The sequence below is a fragment of the Tsukamurella serpentis genome, from assembly GCF_054780975.1.
On record NZ_BAAGVH010000003.1, the window covers coordinates 396,626 to 415,832 of the forward strand.

Consider the following 19,207-nt stretch of genomic DNA (forward strand, 5'->3'; position numbering starts at 1 on the left):
ATGACGATCCGCTTGATCAAGCTCCTGGTGGGGCTGTGGCTGTACGGCACCGCGATGGCGGTCATCCTGCGCGCCGGGCTGGGCAACATGCCGTGGGACGTGCTGCACCAGGGACTCGCCGGCCGGCTCGGCATCTCGGTCGGCCTGGTCACCGTCGTCGTCGGCGCGCTGGTGCTGGCGGCCTGGGTCCCGATCCGGCAGCGGCCGGGGTTCGGCACCGTCGCCAATGTGATCGTGATCGGCGTCGCCTTCGATGTGATGGCGCCACTGCTGCCGGACCGTCCGGCGCTCGCCGTGGCGATCGTGATGATGCTCGGCGGGATCGTGCTCAACGCCTTCGCGACGGTGCTCTACATCGGCGCCGGGATGGGGCCGGGGCCGCGGGACGGCCTGATGACGGGACTCGTCGCCCGCACCGGCGGCTCGGTGCGGGTGGTGCGCACCGCGATGGAGGTCGCGGTGGTGGCGGTCGGCTTCGCGCTGGGCGGAACCCTGGGGATCGGCACCGTGCTGTACGCGGTCGGCGTCGGACCGTTGATCCAGGTCTTCGCCCGCACCGGCCTCGGCGGCCCGGCGCTCGCCGCGCCCGCGGTTAGGGTGGGGGAATGCGGATCCTCATCACCGGAGCCAGCTCCGGGCTCGGCGAAGGCATGGCGCGCACGTACTGCGAACGCGGCGAGGACGTAGGCCTGTTGGCCCGCCGGCTCGACCGGCTCGAGGCGCTACGGGCCGAGCTCACCAGCCTGCCCGCGTCCGGCGCCGTCGAGATCGGACGGCTCGACGTGACCGATTTCGCGGCCGTGCCCGGCGCGATCGGCGATCTGGTCTCCCGCCTCGGCGGGCTGGACCGGGCGATCATCAACGCCGGTATCGGCAAGGGCGCGCCGCTCGGAACCGGCAAGGCGCACGCCAATCTGGAGACCGTGCAGACCAACCTCTCCGGGGCGATCGCGCAGGTCGAGGCGGTGTTGGAGGTGTTCCGGGCGCAGGGCCGCGGGCACCTGGTGCTGATCAGTTCGATCGCCGGGCAGCGCGGTATGCCCAAGGCCCAGACCGCCTACTCGGCGAGCAAGGCCGGCCTGACCGCGCTCGGCGAGGGCCTGCAGGCCGAATTCGCCGGCACTGACATCACCGTCACCGTGATCAAGCCGGGTTTCATCGAGACCGACATCAACAAGGGGGTCAAGACCGCCATGAAGGTCTCCCTGGACGCGGGGGTGAGATCGCTGGTCAAGGCGATCGACCGGGAGCCGCGCGAGGCCGCCGTCCCGCCCTGGCCGTGGACGCCGCTCGGCGCGGTCCTGCGCCACGGTCCCGACGAGCTGACCCGCCGCCTGATCTGAGATCAGCGCGGGTACTCGAGTTTGAGCCCGTTCAAGAGCGAGGTCAGGATCTGCGGCATCGACGCGATCGGGCGGTGCGACTGCATCTCCACCTCGTACGGGGTGCGGAAGACGCGCTCCAGTGCGGGCCAGTCGTTCTTGACCGCCCACTCGTACTTCGGTACCAGTTGATCGACGATGTACTGCCACCGCTGCTCGAAGACCGCCCAGTTCCAGTTCGGCAGCGGCAGAGTGAGCACGGCGTTGCGGCCGTCCTGCGCGGTGATCGTGTACTTCACCGGCCGGTACTCGCGCAGCGGGATCACACCGGCCACGGACGGTGACCCGGCCACCGTCGACAGGTACGTGATCGCCTCGCCGACGTCGCCCTTGTAGCGGCGCACCTGATCCCATTGCGCGCCGATGTTGTCGCGCTGTTCGCGCAGCAGCAGGGCCGCGTTACCGCGGGTGATCCGGGACTCGTCGCCGGACGCCACATCGCGCCAGGCGGACATGATGGTGGCGTCGAACAGGCCCGCGCGGGCCATCTCCTCCAGCGCCGCGATGCCCTGGTCCGCGTACGCGACGTGCATCGGCATCAGATCCGAGTAGATGTTCTTCTGCATCACCAGGATCATTCCGATGCTCCAGGAGATGTCCTGCGGTGAGATCGAACGTGCGGCCCGCAGGACCGCGGCCAGCCCGCGGGGCAGCAGTTCCATCGCCTGCGGCCCCAGCGCGTCGACCAGGATCCGGTTGATCTCGTTGACCGCGAGGTGCAGGCCGGGCAGGTCGAAGACGGCGCCGCCCAGTTCGAAGTCCAGCAGGCCACCGCCGAAGTCGGCGCCCACGAGGCCGCCCTGACCGGCCCAGCGGAGCTCGCGGTGGTCGAGCTGCAATCGCGTGTAGAGCGTGTACGACCTGATCAGGTTCGTGTAGTTCGCGCCGACGCCCGCCCGGGGATTCCAGGCCGCGAGGTCGATGCCCGCCCGCTCGGTGGAGCGCACCAGCCAGTACTGCTGCAGCAGCGCCGCGTACCGCTTCGGATCGGTGCCCCTGGCGCGGGCGTCGTGCAGGGCACGGACCAGGGGTGCGCTGGTGGTCGGGAGTGCCGGATTGACCCCGCCCGGTGCGGCCGAGGCGTCCCGGTTGGGCATCGTCAGATCGAGGTACGACGGTGCCGCGGCCACCGTCGGGGCCTGGGAGAAGGCCACCGCGCAGGCGGCCGCCAGGCCCACCGTGAGTCGGCGCACGGATCTGCCGACGCCTCTCGGGCGGGCGACTTCGGTTGTTGTCATGGCGCCAACTATCTACTATCGCAAGCAGCCGGGGAACCCTGTCGAGTGGATGTGACCATGCGAAAACTGTTGAGCTCGACGAAGAACCGCCCTGTTCCACCGCCGTCGTCGCTCGCCCTGCCGGCCGTGGTCCTCGCCGTGCTGCTCATCCTCGGTCTCGCGCCCGCTCCGGCCGGCGCGGAGCCGTCACCGTCGACCCCGAGACCGGTGGAACCGGCCACTCCCGGACTCGACCGGATCTTCAACGGCTACGTGCTCGGCGCGTTCGCCGGTGCCCGCCCGGGCAGCCCGCAGGAGATCTTCTCCGCGCTCACCGAGACGGACCCGTTCTACGCCGAACCCGCACTGGGACCCTCCGACGTTCCGGGCACGCTGCTCAAGGCGAAGCCGGTCGAGGTGATGTTCACCGGGGTCAAACCCGGAAAGCTGCGGGCCTGGCGCACGATGTACGTCACCACCGGTGTCGACGGCGTCACCCGCAAGATCTCCACCGGCATCGTGATGATCCCCGAGACGGGGCCGCGCAACGCCGCCAAGCCCATCATCGGGTATCAGCAGGCCAACGATTCCGTGGGTGCGGGCTGCCACCCCAGCACTCAGTGGACCGGGCGCAATCCGCTCGACGGTGCCTCGTGGTCGGCGCTCGGGCCGCTGGCGCTGATGCTCGGCAACGGTGATGCGGTGGCGATCAGCGACGTCGGTAACGACGCCGATCCCGAGCCGCACGGGGTCTTCGCCGGCAAGTTCGCCGGGCACGCACTGCTCGACGGTGTGCGTGCCGCGCAGGCACTCACCGATGCGGGCCTGTCGAAACAGGCGCCGGTCGGGCTGTTCGGGATCGCGGGCGGGGGCGTCGGCGCGGCGACCGCGGCGCAGGCCGTGAAGGCGTACGCGCCGGAGCTGAACGTGCGGGCGACGGTGCTCGAGGGCATGGTGGTCGATCAGCGCACGTTCATGGAGATCTCCTCCGGTTCGCTCGGTGCCGGTTTCGCCTTCGCGACGCTGCTCGGGCTGGAGCCGGAGTACCCCGAGATGAAGGTGAACGAGCAGCTCAACCCGGCCGGTCGGGCGATCGCCGACATCTTCCGCACGCAGTGCCAGGACATCTACTTCCTGACGCCGTTCGTGCCGCTGGGCGTGTTGTTCGCCAACGGCCGGCCGCCCGGCGAGCAGCCCACCTTCCAGCGCGCCTTCGACGACAACGACCTGCTGCGCGCCGCGGGTCCCACCCCGGCCGCGCCGGTGCTGATCGCCTCCTGCGCCAAGGACGATTCGTTCATGTCGCTGGTTCCCGCGGAGGATGCGCGCAAGCTCGCCGACAAGTGGCGTCGCGGTGGTACCGATGTCACCTACCGTCCCACCGACTGCAGCATGCAACGCATGATCACCGACATCTACGGCTGGGGCACCGACCTGTTCGGAATGCAGACCATCGACTGGCTCCACGATCGCCTCACCCGCCCCTCTTGACCCGCCCGCCCCCTCGCCCGCTCACCGCCCCGCTCGCCCGTCCCTAGCGGCCCCCGCCCGCCGCCTCACCCGGCCGCCCCTAGCGGGGAGTTCATTCCCCCTGTCCATGGACAAGGGGAGGCGACCGCGACGCTGGGGAATGGACGTCCCGCTAGGGAACGCAGGCCGGGGCGGGGGAACGCAGACCGGAGCGACGGCGCGACTCGGTCAGACGGTGCGTCCGCGCGCGGCCCGGTACCAGCGCACCTGCGCCGCGGTCGACGAGTCCAGCGTCGCGGCACCGGCCGCCGCAGTGTCACCGTCACCGTCGGCGGCGATCACCGGGAGCAGCGCACCGGCCTGGACCTTGCCCAGCTCCACTCCCCACTGGTCGAAGGCGTTGATGCCCCAGACCGCGGCCTCGGTGAACACCTGGTGCTCGTAGAGCGCGATCAACTGACCCACCACCGACGGGGTGAGGGTGCGCGCGAGGATCGTGGTGCTGGGCCGATTACCCGGCATCACCTTGTGCGGCACCACCGACAGGTCGGCGTCGCCGTCGTTGCTGCGCAGTTCAGCGGTGATCTCCTCGGCGGTGCGGCCGAACGCCAGCACCGACGTCTGTGCGAACAGGTTGCTCATCAGCAGGTCCTGCATGGTGCCCGGTCCGTCCACGGTGGGCAGGTCGTCGGTGGACTCGGCGAAACCGAGGAAATCCGCCGGTACCAGCCGGGTGCCCTGGTGCAGGAGCTGGAAGAAGGCGTGCTGGCCGTTGGTCCCCGGTTCACCCCAGAAGATCTCACCGGTATCGCAGGTCACGGGGGTTCCGTCGATCCGCACCGACTTGCCGTTCGACTCCATCGTCAGCTGCTGCAGGTACGCCGGGAACCGCGCCAGATCCTGCGAGTACGGGAGCACCGCGCGGGACTGCGCGCCGAAGAAGTCCGAGTACCACAGGCCGATCAGGCCGAGCATCATCGGGGCGTTCCGCCGGATCGGCTCACTCGCGAAATGTTCGTCGACGGTGCGGAATCCGTCCAGGAACTCGGAGAACCGGTCCGGTCCGACGGCGATCATCACCGACAGTCCGATCGCCGAATCCACCGAGTACCGTCCGCCCACCCAGTCCCAGAACCCGAACATGTTCTCGGTGTCGATGCCGAACGCGGCGACCCGCTCGGCATTGGTGGACACCGCCACGAAGTGCTTCGCCACGGCCGCTCGAGCCTCGTCTGCGGGGCCGTCCGGGCTGCTCTCGCCGCCGGCATCGAGACCCAGACCGGACAGGAGCCAGCGCCTCGCGGCGTGCGCATTGGTCAGCGTCTCGAGGGTGGAGAAGGTCTTCGAGGCGACCACGAACAGTGTCGTCGCCGGATTCAGATCGGCCAGCGCCGCAGTGATATCGGCCGGGTCCACGTTGGAGACGAAGTGGCAGCGCAGCCCGGGCTGCACGTAGGCGCGCAGCGCGCGGTAGACCATCGCCGGGCCCAGGTCGCTGCCCCCGATGCCGATGTTCACCACGTCGGTGATCGCCTCACCGGTGGCGCCGCGCCAGTGCTGCGAGCGCACGTCGTCGCTGAACGCCGCCATCTTCGCCAGCACCTCGTGCACGTCGTCGCTCACGTCCTGACCGTCGACCCGCAGTTCCTCGGTCGACGGTGCCCGCAGCGCGGTGTGCAGCACGGCGCGGTCCTCGGTGGCGTTGATGTGCTCACCGGCGAGCATGGCGTCCCGCCGGGCGGGAACCCCCGCCGTCTCGGCCAGTCCGGCCAGCAGGTCCAGCGTCTGCGCGGTGACCAGGTGCTTGGAGTAGTCGATGTACAGATCACCGACGGTGAAGACCATTTCGGTGCCGCGGGCCGGGTCGTCGGCGAACAGCTCACGCAGGTCGGTGCCGGTGATCTCGCGGTGGTGGTCGGTCAACTTTCGCCAGGCGGGGCTGGCGGTGATGTCGCTGACGCTCATGGCGTCATCGTAGTGTGGTGACGGGCTTCCCGCAGGACGGATATGGTGCATGTCATGGCGAGTGAACAGCGCGTGCGTGAGCTTCTCGACCGTATCCCGACGGGGATCTTCGTGGGCGGCCAGTTCCGTGAATCCAGTTCCGGTGCAACCTTTCCCGTGCACAACCCGGCGACCGGTGAGGTGCTGGTCGAGGTCGCCGACGCCACCGCGGAGGACTCCGTCGCGGCACTGGACGCGGCCGTCGCGGCCGGTCCCGCCTGGGCCGCGACCGCGCCGCGGGAACGGGCCGAACTGCTCCGCGCGATCTACCAGGGCGTGATCGACGCGGCCGACGACTTCGCCCTGCTGATGACTCTGGAGATGGGCAAGGCGCTCCCGGAATCGGTCAACGAGGTGCGGTACGGCGCCGAGTTCTTCCGCTGGTTCTCCGAGGAGGCGGTGCGGATCGCCGGGCGCTGGACCGAGGCTCCGGCCGGTACCGGCCGGATCATGGTGAGCAAGCGCCCCGTCGGGCCGTCGCTGGCGATCACGCCGTGGAACTTCCCCCTGGCCATGGGCACGCGCAAACTCGGCCCGGCGCTGGCCGCGGGTACGACGATGCTGGTCAAGCCGGCCGGACTGACCCCGTTGACCATGCTGCTGCTGGCCGAGGTGATGCGGGACGCGGGCGTGCCCGACGGTGTCTTCGCGGTGCTGCCCACCTCGAAGTCGTCCGAGCTGACGGCCCCGCTGTTCTCCGATCCGCGGCTGCGCAAGCTCACCTTCACCGGGTCCACGGAGATCGGCCGAAAGCTGATCGAGCAGTCGGCGCCGGGGGTGCTTCGGATGTCGATGGAACTCGGTGGCAACGCCCCGTTCGTGGTCTTCGACGATGCCGACGTGAGCCACGCCGTGGAGCAGGCGGTGCTGGCGAAACTGCGCAACGGCGGACAGGCCTGCACCGCCGCGAACCGCTTCTACGTGCACGAATCGGTGGCCGCCGAGTTCACCGAGGGGCTGATCGCGCGGTTCGCCGAGTTTCGGATGGGCCCGGGCGCCGAGGACGGTGTCACCATCGGCCCGCTGGTCTCGGCGGAGCAGCAGAGCATCGTCTCCGAACTGGTGCAGGACGCCGTCGCCAAGGGTGCGTCACTGCGCCTGGGCGGGGTCGCCCCGGAGGGCGCCGGGCACTTCTTCCCGCCGACCGTCCTCGCCGACGTCCCCTCCGATGCCCGGATCCTCCACGAGGAGGTCTTCGGGCCGGTCGCCCCGATCGTCACCTTCACCGACGAGGACGAGGCCGTGGCTGCGGCGAACGACACCGAGTACGGGCTGGTCTCGTACGTCTTCACCACCGATCTCGATCGCGCGCTACGGCTCACCGATGCTCTGCGCACCGGCATGGTGGGCGTGAACCGGGGCGTGATCTCCGACCCGGCCGGCCCGTTCGGTGGTGTGAAGGCCTCCGGCTTCGGCCGCGAGGGCGGGATCGAGGGGATCGAGGAGTACTTGGAGACCCGCTACATCGCCCTGCAGTGAGGTCGATCGATCACAGTGCGTCGATTCCGCTGAGGATCAGGTCGAGTCCGGCCAGGAACTGCGCGCGGTCGTCGTGATCGGCCATGCTCGCGGCCACGGCGCGCAGGAACGGGAACTCGTCGGCGTCCAGCCCGGACCAGTCGGCGGCGATCTCGCCGAGCAGCACCTCGCGCTGGGCCGTCCCGCGGGCCTGCGCATTCGCCGCGTTCTGGCGGGCCGCGCCGAGGATGTACCCGTGCACCGCGGAGGCCGCGTCGAAGAGCGCCTCCGCCGGTGGATTCAGCGCCATCACCGCCGCCCCGATCCGCTCGGTGACCAGGCGGTCGGCCGGGAGGCGTGGATCGCCACCGAGTTCCGGCGCGATCCACGGGTGGGCGTCGATCGCATCGAACAGACGCAGCGCCAGTTCGCGTAGCCGCGCTCGGGGCTCCGGCGGTGCGGGCGCAGCCAGAACGGGGGACAGGACTCCGTCGACCGCGGTCGCCAGGAGTTCCTGTTTGCCGGCCACGTGGTGATAGATCGCGCCGCTACCGGTCCGCAGTGCCGCGGCGAGGGTGCGGAAGGTGAGTGCGTCGGGGCCGTCGGCGTCGAGGATGTCGATCGCCGCGCCGGTGATGCGCTCACGGGTCAGGGCTTCGGTGCGACGGGGACGGCCGGGCATTCTTCGATCTTGACACATGTGGAACGTTGTTCCAAACTATTGGAACAACGTTCCAAGGGGGTTCTCGATGAACACGGTCACGATCATCGGCGCCGGACTCGGCGGCCTGATGCTGGCCCGCGTCCTGCACGTGCACGGCATCGCCGCCACCGTCTACGAGGCGGAGGCCTCGCCGGGCGTCCGCACCCAGGGCGGCCACCTCGACATCCACGCCGAGGACGGCCAGCTCGCCATCGCCGCCGCCGGGCTCACCGACCGATTCCGTGAGTTGATCCACCGGGGCGGCGAGGCCACCGTCGTCCGCGATCGCGACGCCCGCCTGCTGCTCGACCTGCCCGACGACGGCAACGGCGAGCGGCCCGAGGTGCTCCGCGGCCGGCTGCGCCGGCTGCTCATCGAATCGCTCCCGGCGGGCACCGTCCGCTGGGGCGCCAAGCTCGCCGAGGTGCGGCCGCTCGGCGGCGGGCACGAGGCCCGCTTCACCGACGGCACCGTCGTCCGTACCGAACTGCTGGTCGGCGCCGACGGTGCCTGGTCCAAGGTCCGGCCGCTGCTCACCGGCGCGGCACCCGCGTACTACGGCACCACCTACGTCGAGACCTACCTCCATGACGTCACGGTCCGGCACCCGGGCGTGGCGGAGACCGTCGGCGACGGTGCCATGTTCGCGCTGGCGCCCGGCCGCGGGATCAGCACCCACGTCGAAGCCGGCGAGGTGGTGCACACCTACGCCCAGTTGCACGTCCCGCAGGACTGGGCGCGGCGGATCGACTGGACCGACGCCCCGGCGGCGAGGGCCGCGGTGCTGGCCGAGTTCGGCGGCTGGTCACCCGACCTGACCCGGCTGATCACCGCGTCCGACACCCCGCTGGTGGCGCGGCCGCTGTACACCCTGCCGGTGGACCTGACCTGGGAACCGGTGGCCGGTGTCACGCTGATCGGCGACGCCGCGCACCTGTCGCCGCCGGCCGGTCAGGGCGCCAACATGGCCCTGTTCGACGGGGCCGAGCTCGCCCGGCACATCGTCGAGCTCGGCGAGGCCGGGCCGGCCGCGTACGAGCGTGAGATGTTCCCCCGCGCGCGGGCATCGGCGCAGGAGGCGGACGACATGGCCGCCCTGCTGCTCGGTGAGCGCGCCCCGGCCGGACTCCTGGAGTTCTTCGTCGCCTGACTGCTACCGGCCGAGCGGTCCGCGGCCCAGGCGCAGCAGCAGCATCGCCAGGGTGTGACCCTCGCGGCCGAGTTCGGAGAACCGCTCGAGCACCTTCATCTCCCGCGAATGCACCAGCCGGGTGCCGCCGGAGGCCATACGGGTACGGCCGATGATCTGCGAGACCTCGCTGCGACGCTTGATCGCCGCCAGGATCTCGGCGTCGAGCCGGTCGATCTCCTCGCGCAGGGCGGCGATCTCCTCGTCGGCGAGCGGCGTCTGCGCGCCGGTGTCGTCCGGTGTGCTCATGGGTTCAAGTTTTCCACAGGCGCTGCATTTACTATCGAGCACCGTGCCTGGTCTGTCCGCCCTCCCCGCGCGACGGCTGCTGTGGATCGGTGCGGCCGTCCTGATCGTGGCGGCTCTGGCGGTGCGCGGCTACGTGCTGGCCCGCGGGAACTTCTACTGGGACGACGTCGCCTTCATCGGCCGGGCCTCGCGCCCGCTCACCGACCTCAGTGCGTGGCTGGTCGATTACGACGGTCATTTCATGCCGGCCGCGCTGTTCACCGCGGCGGTGGTCACCAAGGTCGCGCCGATGAGCTGGCCGGTGGCCGCGGGCTCACTGCTGGTGTTGCAGGCGGCGGCGGCGCTGGCCACCCTGCGGACGCTGGTGATCGTCGCTGGCCGCCGCCCGGTGGTGCTGGTCCCGTTCACGTTCTTCCTGTTCACGCCGCTCACGCTCACGTCCATGGCGTGGTGGGCGGCCGGGCTGAACGCGCTGCCGCTGCAGATCGGGCTGGCGCTCGCGGTCGGGGAGACCGTCCGGTACCTGCGCGGACGGCGTCGTTCCGGGCTGCACGCCGTGCTGGTTCTGCTGATCACTCTGCTCTTTTTCGAGAAAGCACTGGTCATTCCGTTCGTCGCGGTGGCCGCCGCATGCCTGCTCGCCCATGTGCGCGGGCATCCGGTGCGCGCGGTGTTGCGCCGCGGCCGGCTGTTGTGGGCGGCGTTCGCGGTGATCACGGTGGCCTGGATCGTGCTGTGGCTGGCGGTCACGGCGTCGAGGCCGGGGCAGCACACGGTCGGGTTCACCGCGCGCGTACTGTGGCGGTCCTTCAGTGGCGTGCTCGCTCCCTCGGCTCTCGGTGGACCGTGGTCGTGGACCCGCACCAATCCCGGTCCACCGCTGGTGGTGACCGGTGTGGTGGTCACCGTGGTCGGGCTGGCGTCGATCGTCGCGTTCGTCTACCTGAGTCGTGCTCGCGTGGTGTGGGCGGCGGCGCTGGTGTACTTCCTGGGCGCTTCGTCCACGGTGTTCTTCCTGCGCAGTTCCGAGTACACGTCGGCGCTGCTGCCGCTGTCGCTGCGCTACTTCGCCGATTTCGCCTGGGTGCTGGCCCTGGCCGGCGCTCTGGCCCTGCGCTGTGAAAAGGGCGGTTTTCGCCGCTATGAAGCCGAATCCGGCTTCATAGCGGCGAAAACCGCTGGATTCGCACGAGACCGGCGGGTGGGGATCGTGGTGGTGGTCGTGTTCGCGCTGAGCGCCACCGTCTCAGTAGCGCGATTCACCCCCGCCTGGCACGACAACCCCACCGGCCCCTACCTGCGGGAGCTGCGCTTGGGTTCACAGCAGTACGCCGGCCGGGAGGTGCTCGACCAGGAGGTCTACGGCGATGTCCTGAGCCGTCTCTCCCGTCCGTACAACCGGCTGTCCACCGTCCTGGCGACGCAGCCGTCGCCGCGGTTCGCCGAGTACGCGGGCGAGGCCACGGTGGTCGATCGGCAGGGCAGGTTCACCCCGGGGCGGGTGACCCGGGTGCGCAGCCTCCCATTGGGTCCGTATCCCTGTGGCACCCGGGTGGATGAGGCCGGTTCCACGCTGGCGTTCGAGGGACCACTGGCGTTCTGGGACTGGGTGGTGGAACTGAACTACCTGGCCTCGCAGGACGGAGTGCTCTCGCTGCAGCAGCAGCGCGGTGCGACCGAGGTGCGCGTGCCGGTGCGCAAGGGTGCGCACACGGTGTACGCCAGGGTCTCCGGGACCGGCGACGGACTGATAGCCCGGGCGCTCTCGCCGGGCCTGGTGGCGTGCGTGGGAAGCGGTCCGATCGGGTTGCTCATTCCGGCGTCGATGACCGAACCCAAGGCCGACCCAGCACCTCGCTGACCTGGCCTTGTGGCAGGTGTTAATTCCGGTTGTCGAACCGCTGCGGGTGAGGGTGCAAACATTCTGGGAATCTCCTGTGTGTCCGGTTCAGGTGGGCGTATGTTCCGGTTTGTCCGAACCGAATGTGACGGGCACCACATGAACCGAAGGGTGTACACCTATGCATGCTGCAGAACAGCGGCCCTCCCGTTACGCCGCACCCGCACTCGCCGTGGCCACCGCCGCGACCCTCGCGATAGCTCCGTTGTCGAGCTCGACCGCCATTGCCGCTCCGACGCCGCCGGTGGTCGCCGACCTCACCGGAGCAGCCGGAGCCGTCGCGAACTGGCTCGCCGACTCGGGCCTGAAATTCGTCACCGATCCGATCACCGGGACCACGAAGCTGGTGGAGAACCAGATCGGCAACGCCACCGTGATCACGGACTCGCTGACCAAGTTCGGCACCGGCTATCTCACCGGCATCACCAAGGATCTGCCCGCCGCGCTCGCCGGCGCGCAGAACCTGATCGCCGCGGGCAAGTACGGCGAGGCCTGGGCCGCCGTGACGAAGGTCTTCACCCCGAACATCATCTCTGTCATCACTCAGCTCTACGGCCCGATCATGAACCAGGTCGGCCCGCAGATCGGCCCGTTCAAGGACGGCATTGGAGCGCTGCTGCTGCCGATGGCCGGTCTGCTGGCGCCGATCAACGCCCTCACCGATCTTCCCAAGGCCGCGCTGGACGGCATCGCCAAGGCCGCCAAGGCGCTGCAGGCCGGTGATCCGGCGGGCGCGGTGACCGCGCTCCTCGACGCCTCCGCCACGGTCGGTAAGGGCTCGATCGACGCCATGGTCTCGGTGCTCAAGACCGGCGTCGGCATGCTCACTCCGTTCCTCAAGGCGATGGCCGGATCCTCGTGGGCCACGATGGGCCCGTTCGCCACGGCCGCCGGGGTGCCGGTGACTCTCGCGGCCGCCTCGACGGGAACCGGCCCGACGGCGATCCCCGCCCTTCCCGGGATGCCGGCGCTGCCCGGTCCCGCGGACCTGCAAAAGCTGGTCACGCTGTGGCAGAACGCGCTCACCGGCGCCGCCAACGGCCTGGTCACCGGCCCGAACAGCATCCCTGAGATGTTCAAGACGCTGGGAACCAGCGTGCCCGCCGGCAAGTTGGTGGCCTCCTTCGACGCGATGCTCAACGTCGCGCTGGCGCCGGTCCTGCCGCTCGGCCTGGCGGCGCTCGGCACGGGCCAGGCGATCAACCCGTTCCTCGGACCGGTCGGTGAGGTGCTGGGCAAGGTGCAGAACGCCCTGCTCATGCCGGGGCTCGGTGTACTCGGTACGGCGCGAGCCGTGCCGACTGCGGTGCTGACCATGCTGGAGAACGTCGGTAAGGCGGTCATGGCCGGTGATCCGTTCGCGGTCGCCAAGGCGATCTCCGACGGTGCGGCGGCCACGGTCAAGGCCGGTTCCGACGGCCTGTTCGCCGACGGCACGGGCCTGATCCCGGGCGGGATCAACGTGGTCAAGGCGCTGGTCGACGGCATCAGTGACGCCGCTCCCAAGCCGAAGCCGGCTGCGGCCCGCGAATCGGTGTCTTCGCTGTCCTCCGGGGCTTCCGGGGCGGAGACCGCAGGCTCGCTGTCGTCGGTCGCCGGTGAGTCCGGCGGTGCATCCGGAGCCGGTTCGACGGGGGCCGTGACCAGTGGTTCCGGCGCCTCGGGCGGTACCGAGTCGTCGACGTCGGCCCGCTCGGGCACGGCATCGACGGGCTCCGACTCGGCCACTTCGGGGCGCGCGGGTGGCTCCGCCACCTCGGGAGGCGCCGATAGCGCGGGTGGGTCCGCCGGTGCGGGCTCCGGCTCGGCCGCGGGTTCGACGGGCTCCGGCTCGGGTAGCGGTTCCTCGGCCGGCGGCTCTGCGAACGGCGGATCCTCTGCGCCCTCGTCCTCGTCGAGCTCCTCCACGTCGTCGGGCTCCACGTCCTCCTCCACGTCGTCGGACTCGTCGGACTCGTCGGATTCCTCGGGGACTTCGGGCGCGTCGGGATCGTCGTCGACCGGCAGTGGTGCGGAGACCGCCGCCGCGGCCTGAGCACCTCCGAGTGATCCGCGGTACCACCGTCGGCGAGTGCATTCGGTGACCGAACCCGGTTCCGGCCCGCGTGGCCGGAACCGGGTTCTGTCAGTGCCCCCGGCTACTCTGGACGGGAGATGAATGACCCAGCACCGCAGCAGTCCGGCCTCCGTCAACGCCAGCCCTTCTCCCGGTCGCAGGAGCGGCCCGAGCGCGGGCAGGAACTGCTCGACGGGCTCAATCCGCAGCAGCGGGCAGCGGTGCTGCATGAGGGATCGCCGCTGCTCATCGTGGCCGGTGCGGGTTCCGGGAAGACGGCGGTGCTCACCCGCCGGATCGCCCACCTGCTCGCTGCGCGGGGCACCCACCCGGGGCAGATCCTGGCGATCACCTTCACCAACAAGGCCGCTGCGGAGATGCGTGAACGCGTTGCCGGGCTGATCGGCCCGCGCGCGAAGATCATGTGGGTCTCCACGTTCCACTCCACCTGTGTGCGCATCCTGCGGGCTCAGGCAGGCCTGTTGCCGGGGATGAACTCCAACTTCTCCATCTACGACGCCGACGATTCCCGTCGCCTGCTCACCATGATCGTCAAGGACATGGGCCTGGATGCGAAGAAGTTCGCGCCGCGTGCTTTGGCCACGCAGATCAGCAATCTCAAGAACGAGCTGATCGATCCGGAGCGGGCGTCGGCGGACGCCGCGAGCACGGGGGAGCCGTTCGCGGTCACCGTCGCCGAGGTCTACGGCACCTATCAGGCCCGGTTGCGCGGCGCGAACGCCTTCGATTTCGACGATCTGATCGGTGAGACGGTCGCGCTGCTGCAGTCCCATCCGAACGTCGCGCAGTACTACCGCCGGCGGTTCCGGCACGTCATGGTCGACGAGTACCAGGACACTAACCATGCGCAGTACGTGCTGGTCCGTGAGCTGGTGGGACTGCAGACCGATGCCGACGGTGTCGAGCCCAGTGAACTGTGCGTGGTCGGCGACGCCGACCAGTCCATCTACGCCTTCCGTGGGGCCACGATCCGCAACATCGAGGAGTTCGAGCGGGATTTCCCCAGCGCGCAGACCATCCTGCTGGAGCAGAACTACCGCTCCACCCAGAACATCCTCTCCGCCGCCAACGCGGTCATCGCCCGCAACAGCGGCCGCCGGGACAAGAAGCTGTGGACCGATCAGGGTGACGGTGCCCCGATCGTCGGCTACGTCGCCGACAACGAGTACGACGAGGCCTCGTTCGTGGTCTCCGAGGTCGATGCGCTCGCCGATCAGGGCGTCCGATACAGCGACGTCGCGGTGTTCTACCGCACCAATACCGCCGCTCGCGTGCTGGAGGAGGTGTTCATCCGGCACGGTGTGCCCTACAAGGTGGTCGGCGGGGTGCGCTTCTACGAGCGCAAGGAGGTCCGCGATCTGGTGGCCTACCTGCGGGCGATCGACAACCCGAACGACACCGTCAGCCTGCAGCGGATCATCAACACCCCGCGCCGTGGTATCGGTGACCGCGCCCAGGCCTGCTTGACGGTGCACGCGGAGAACCGGGCGGGCACGTTCAGCAGCGCGATCGACGACGCCGTGGCCGGTGACGTCGCACTGCTCAATCCGCGTTCGCGCAATGCGATCGCCGCGTTCGCCGGGCTGATGGCCGACCTGCGCCGCGTCGCCGCGGACGACGATCAGGATCTCGGTGACCTGCTCGAAGCGGTCGTGGACCGAACCGGCTACCGGTCCGAGTTGGAGGGCTCGTCGGACCCGCAGGACGGTGCCCGGCTGGAGAACATCGAGGAACTGATCAGTGTGGCGCGGGAGTTCTCCGCGCAGGATCTCTCCGACGTCGAGGTCGAAGAGGGTGCACCGGAGCCGGGGTCGCTGGCCGCCTTCCTGGAGCGGGTCTCCCTGGTCGCCGATGCCGATCAGCTGCCCGACGACGACGCCGGTGTGGTCACCATGATGACTCTGCACACCGCGAAGGGCCTGGAGTTCCCGGTGGTCTTCGTGACCGGCTGGGAGGACGGTCAGTTCCCGCACATGCGTGCCCTCGGTGACGAGTCCGAGCTCGCGGAGGAGCGCCGTCTGGCGTACGTGGGAATCACCCGCGCCCGCGAGCGGCTGTACCTCTCGCGCGCGGTGGTCCGGTCGAGCTGGGGTGATCCGATGCAGAACCCGGAGTCGAGGTTCCTGGCGGAGATCCCGCAGCACCTGATCGACTGGCGCCGCACCGAGCCGCAGCGCAGCCGTGGCGGAGCGCGGGGCGTGTTCGGCGAGGATCGTTCGTCGTGGGGCGGTCAGCGCCGGTTCGGCGATTCCGACGGTGCCTGGAAGTCCAAACGGGCGCCCAAGCCCACCCGGCGCGCGAACAAACTGTCGCTGGCGGTCGGTGATCGTGTCTCCCACGATTCCTTCGGCCTGGGCACCGTCACCGCGATCACCGGTGCCGGTCCGATGGAACGCGCGACCTTCGATTTCGGGACCTCGGGGACGGTCACCCTGATGACCTTCGGTGGCCTGCCCATGGAGAAGCTCTAGCGATGAGAAAAGCGCCCCCGGACCGGCCGGGGGCGCTTTCGACGTAGGTCTGTGCGGGTTAGACGTTCACACCGCGCTCGGCGAGCCAGCGCTGCGGATCGAGCTTGGTGCCGCCGGCGGTGTGCACCTCGAAGTGCACGTGCGGACCGGTGGAGTAGCCGTTGTTGCCGACCCAGCTGATCAGATCGCCGGTCTTGACGGTCTGGCCGACGCGGACGTTCACGTTGTACATGTGGCCGTAGAGCAGCACGGTGCCGTCCGAGAGACGGATCTTGATCCAGATGCCGAAGCCCGAAGCGGGGCCTGCGTCGGTGATCACGCCGTCGGCGGCGGCGAACAGCGGGGTGCCGAGCGGGGCTGCGAGATCGAGGCCGCCGTGCATGGCGCCCCAGCGGGTGCCGAAGTTCGAGGTGAGGGTGGCGCCGTTGACCGGGGCGGCGACCTTCGGACGCATGGAGTCGATGACCTTCTTGTCGTCGGCGTCCTTGCGGGCCTTGCCACCGGCGAGACCGCCGGCGAACTGGTCCATGTCCTGGGCGGGGGGCAGCGCGGCCTGACGGCCGGCATTGGCCTCGGGGCCCACCGGCGGGGCGATCGGCTGCTGCGAGGTCGACGGTCCCTCGGGGGTCGAGGTGGCGGTGCTCACCGCGGCACCGGCGACGGTGGCGCCGGCCGCCAGCGCGAGCAGCGCGGCACGGCCCTTGACGGCGTGCGGGGGAGCGGGGATGCGGTGCTTGCCGCCGCGACGGACCGGCGCGGGGGCGGCCTCGGGCTCGAGCTCGGTCTCCGGCTCGGCGAGGAGGGCGGTCTCGTCCTCATCGGCCTCATCGAGCTTCGGGGCGCCGGTGAACAGCGCCTCCGGGATCATGAGGTCCTGGGTGACCTCCGAGGTGGAGGGCCGGTAGCCGGTCGACTCGCTCTCGGGGGCGTCGGCCCAGCTGTCGGTGTACGCGGCCTCAAGACGGGCTTCGAGCTCGTCGAGAGGGATGATCGCGGTGATCGACTCATTGTCGAGAACCTGCGTAGCGCCGGATGAGCGCTCTGCGCGGTATTCCTCGCGACTCCGTGTCATATCTCGCCTATCTCCAACCGTGAAAGCCACACCTTCGGACCTTGTCGGTGACCCGATGATTGCCTCATCGTGACCATCCCGTGATCCGCGTCCCGTCGACGATAACGAAATGATTGCGGCGAGACAACCTGACGGTAGGGCTTCCGAGGCAATGTGGTGCGGGTCACAGTGGGATCACAAAGTTGCGAATGACGGCAGCACTTCTGACGAACATATCTGCAGGTCAGCGCGTTATTATTCAAATCTCAGGTGTGCTGGTGTGAACTGTCACAGCGACACGCTCTCCGGCTCGGGGAGCGAATCCCAGCGCACCGCCGTGACCGAGGGCTCCATGCTGAGGGCGCTGATCGCCGATTCCAGGGCCCGATCGTCACGTTCCTCGCCCGAGAGGGTGGCCCGTACCTCGACCCGGCCGTCGGTGGTGTCCCGGCTGCCGATCGAGTGCAGATGGAACGAGCTGCGGGTCAGTGCCTGCACCAGGAGTACCCGCACGTGCGCCTCGTTCTCATCGCGCGTCTGCGCGATGAACTCGTAGCGGCTCGGCGCCTCCTTTCCGGTGTCCGGTGCCCGGTCGACGATCCGTCCCACCGACCGCAGCGCGGTGTTCACCCCGATCACGGCGACGGTGCCGATCGCCGCCGGCAGGTACATCCCCGATCCGCACAGCGCCCCGACCGCCGCCGAGCACCACAGGGTGGCAGCGGTGTTGAGTCCGCGCACCGATAGTCCGTCGCGGAGGATCACCCCGCCGCCCAGGAAGCCGATGCCGGAGACGATCTGCGCCGCCACCCGGGTGGGGTCTCCGCCGGCGAAGCCGCGCGCGGACAGCACCACGAAGAGGGCGGAGCCGACGCACACCAGTGCATTGGTGCGCAGGCCCGCCATCCGGGCTCGGTACTGCCGTTCGAGTCCGATCAGGGTTCCGAAGGCGATGCCCGCCGCGATCGGCAGGAGGTAGAGGTGTCCGACGGCGGACACCTCGGTCGCCGGGAGGACCGCTGCGGTGAAACCGGAGAAGTGGAGGAAGGAGGTGTGCATGACGAAGCCCCTTGTGGATCGGGGCGCACCGGATCGCAGCTGCGCGGCGCTGCCCGCGTACGAAGAAGGCCCGCGGCTCGATCGCCGGGCCGCGAAGGCCTGAGAAGCAGGAGGGAAGGGCTCAGCGAGCGCGCACGATCACGGCGGGAGCGCTGAGCGACCGACTACGACCGTCGGACATCGCGCATCACCTCCCGGAATCGGATCCTGTGGAGGGTGCGACCCTCCGGCGGCCCAGCTTGGCACGATCCCCGGCACGGCGGCAACCTGCGAGTAGTGTGCCCCCATGGACTCGTCCACGGCCCGGCGGATCCCGCCGTCCCAGCAGGGCACCGCCCGCGTGCGCGCCAAGGCCGCTCGACGCCGCGAACTCCTCGCCGCAGCCGCCTCGCTGATGGCCGAGCGCGGTTTCGCCGGTGTGCGGCTGGAGGACATCGGTGCCGCCGTCGGTGTCTCCGGTCCGGCCATGTACCGGCACTTCGCCGGTAAGCAGGACGTTCTGGCCGCACTGTTGGTGGAGATCTCCGAGTATCTGCACGACGGTGGCCTGCGGGTCGCCGACGAGCGGGCCGGCGACCCCCGTCGCGCGCTGCAGGACCTGGTGGATTTCCACGTCGATTTCGCGGTCTCCGAGCCGGACCTGATCCGGGTGCAGTACCGCGATCTGTGGTCGCTGGCGCCCGACTCCGCGCGGAGGGTGCGGCGGCTGCAGCGCCAGTACGTGGAGATCTGGGCCGATCGGCTCACTGAGCTCGGCGGCGATCCGGTGGACAACCGGGCCACGGTGCACGCGGTGTTCGGCCTGATCAACGCCGCGCCCAGCCTTCCCTCCTTGCCCGCTCCGCGGATGCGCGCGCTGTTGCGTGAGAAGGCCTGCGCGGCGCTCGGCGTGTAACCGGCTGCGCGCGGTGTCGCCCCTTCGGGTGACCGCCGGCCGTTCGGCACTGGACATGTGGTGCGGATCACTCTATTCTGAA

Annotated in this window: 15 protein-coding genes; 9 read left to right on the forward strand and 6 right to left on the reverse strand. The window is 69.8% G+C overall.

Going from position 1 to position 19,207, the window contains the following annotated elements; translation table 11 throughout:
- Entirely contained in the window at positions 1-687 is a 687-nt protein-coding gene (gene yczE, locus ACYVHG_RS10160; RefSeq protein WP_461167316.1) for a membrane protein YczE, read from the forward strand.
- The gene (locus tag ACYVHG_RS10165; RefSeq protein WP_461167317.1) at positions 606-1,343 is read left to right on the forward strand and encodes an SDR family oxidoreductase; all 738 of its coding nucleotides are present in this window, start codon (positions 606-608) and stop codon (positions 1,341-1,343) included. Before yczE ends, ACYVHG_RS10165 begins: the two co-directional genes overlap by 82 nt.
- A 2-nt stretch (positions 1,344-1,345) precedes the next feature.
- Here ACYVHG_RS10165 and ACYVHG_RS10170 read toward each other — a convergent pair whose 3' ends face one another.
- Complete coding sequence (locus ACYVHG_RS10170) at positions 1,346-2,620, reverse strand: hypothetical protein (RefSeq protein WP_461167318.1); 1,275 nt, start codon at positions 2,618-2,620, stop codon at positions 1,346-1,348.
- A 57-nt stretch (positions 2,621-2,677) separates the two neighbouring features.
- Between ACYVHG_RS10170 and ACYVHG_RS10175 the strand changes: the two genes are divergently transcribed.
- Positions 2,678-4,090 carry a lipase family protein gene (locus ACYVHG_RS10175; protein ID WP_461167319.1) on the forward strand — a complete coding sequence of 471 codons (1,413 nt, stop codon included), beginning with the start codon at positions 2,678-2,680 and terminating at the stop codon, positions 4,088-4,090.
- A gap of 207 nt (positions 4,091-4,297) precedes the next feature.
- On the opposite strand, the gene pgi is transcribed toward ACYVHG_RS10175, so the two are convergent.
- Complete coding sequence (gene pgi, locus ACYVHG_RS10180) at positions 4,298-6,034, reverse strand: glucose-6-phosphate isomerase (protein WP_461167320.1); 1,737 nt, start codon at positions 6,032-6,034, stop codon at positions 4,298-4,300.
- A gap of 54 nt (positions 6,035-6,088) precedes the next feature.
- Between pgi and ACYVHG_RS10185 the strand changes: the two genes are divergently transcribed.
- Positions 6,089-7,552, forward strand: a complete 1,464-nt coding sequence (locus tag ACYVHG_RS10185) for an NAD-dependent succinate-semialdehyde dehydrogenase (RefSeq protein WP_461167321.1) — start codon at positions 6,089-6,091, stop codon at positions 7,550-7,552.
- A gap of 10 nt (positions 7,553-7,562) precedes the next feature.
- Here the strand turns inward: ACYVHG_RS10185 and ACYVHG_RS10190 are convergent, their stop codons facing one another.
- Complete coding sequence (locus ACYVHG_RS10190; protein WP_461167322.1) at positions 7,563-8,213, reverse strand: TetR/AcrR family transcriptional regulator; 651 nt, start codon at positions 8,211-8,213, stop codon at positions 7,563-7,565.
- Positions 8,214-8,280: 67 nt separating this feature from the next.
- Here ACYVHG_RS10190 and ACYVHG_RS10195 point away from each other — a divergent pair, with 67 nt between their 5' ends.
- Positions 8,281-9,384: an FAD-dependent oxidoreductase gene (locus tag ACYVHG_RS10195; RefSeq protein WP_461167323.1), complete on the forward strand. Its 1,104-nt coding sequence runs from the start codon at positions 8,281-8,283 to the stop codon at positions 9,382-9,384.
- Between the two features lie 3 nt (positions 9,385-9,387).
- On the opposite strand, the gene ACYVHG_RS10200 is transcribed toward ACYVHG_RS10195, so the two are convergent.
- Entirely contained in the window at positions 9,388-9,672 is a 285-nt protein-coding gene (locus ACYVHG_RS10200) for a chorismate mutase (RefSeq protein ID WP_461167324.1), read from the reverse strand.
- Between the two features lie 43 nt (positions 9,673-9,715).
- Between ACYVHG_RS10200 and ACYVHG_RS10205 the strand changes: the two genes are divergently transcribed.
- The 3 genes from ACYVHG_RS10205 to pcrA all read left to right on the forward strand — a co-directional run bounded on the left by ACYVHG_RS10205 (position 9,716) and on the right by pcrA (position 16,120).
- Positions 9,716-11,533 carry a hypothetical protein gene (locus tag ACYVHG_RS10205; RefSeq protein ID WP_461167325.1) on the forward strand — a complete coding sequence of 606 codons (1,818 nt, stop codon included), beginning with the start codon at positions 9,716-9,718 and terminating at the stop codon, positions 11,531-11,533.
- 160 nt (positions 11,534-11,693) lie between these two features.
- Entirely contained in the window at positions 11,694-13,607 is a 1,914-nt protein-coding gene (locus ACYVHG_RS10210; protein WP_461167326.1) for a hypothetical protein, read from the forward strand.
- A 119-nt stretch (positions 13,608-13,726) separates the two neighbouring features.
- A complete protein-coding gene (pcrA, locus tag ACYVHG_RS10215; protein WP_461167327.1) occupies positions 13,727-16,120 on the forward strand; it encodes a DNA helicase PcrA in 2,394 nt (797 codons plus the stop codon).
- A 58-nt stretch (positions 16,121-16,178) separates the two neighbouring features.
- Here the strand turns inward: pcrA and ACYVHG_RS10220 are convergent, their stop codons facing one another.
- Both ACYVHG_RS10220 and ACYVHG_RS10225 read right to left on the reverse strand, forming a co-directional pair.
- Positions 16,179-17,192, reverse strand: coding sequence for a M23 family metallopeptidase (locus ACYVHG_RS10220; RefSeq protein ID WP_461167328.1), 1,014 nt, complete (start codon positions 17,190-17,192; stop codon positions 16,179-16,181).
- Positions 17,193-17,459: 267 nt separating this feature from the next.
- Positions 17,460-18,230, reverse strand: coding sequence for an MgtC/SapB family protein (locus ACYVHG_RS10225; protein ID WP_461167329.1), 771 nt, complete (start codon positions 18,228-18,230; stop codon positions 17,460-17,462).
- 286 nt (positions 18,231-18,516) lie between these two features.
- On the opposite strand from ACYVHG_RS10225, the gene ACYVHG_RS10230 reads away from it, so the two are divergent.
- Positions 18,517-19,125: a TetR/AcrR family transcriptional regulator gene (locus tag ACYVHG_RS10230; protein WP_461167330.1), complete on the forward strand. Its 609-nt coding sequence runs from the start codon at positions 18,517-18,519 to the stop codon at positions 19,123-19,125.
- Positions 19,126-19,207: the final 82 nt, after the last annotated feature.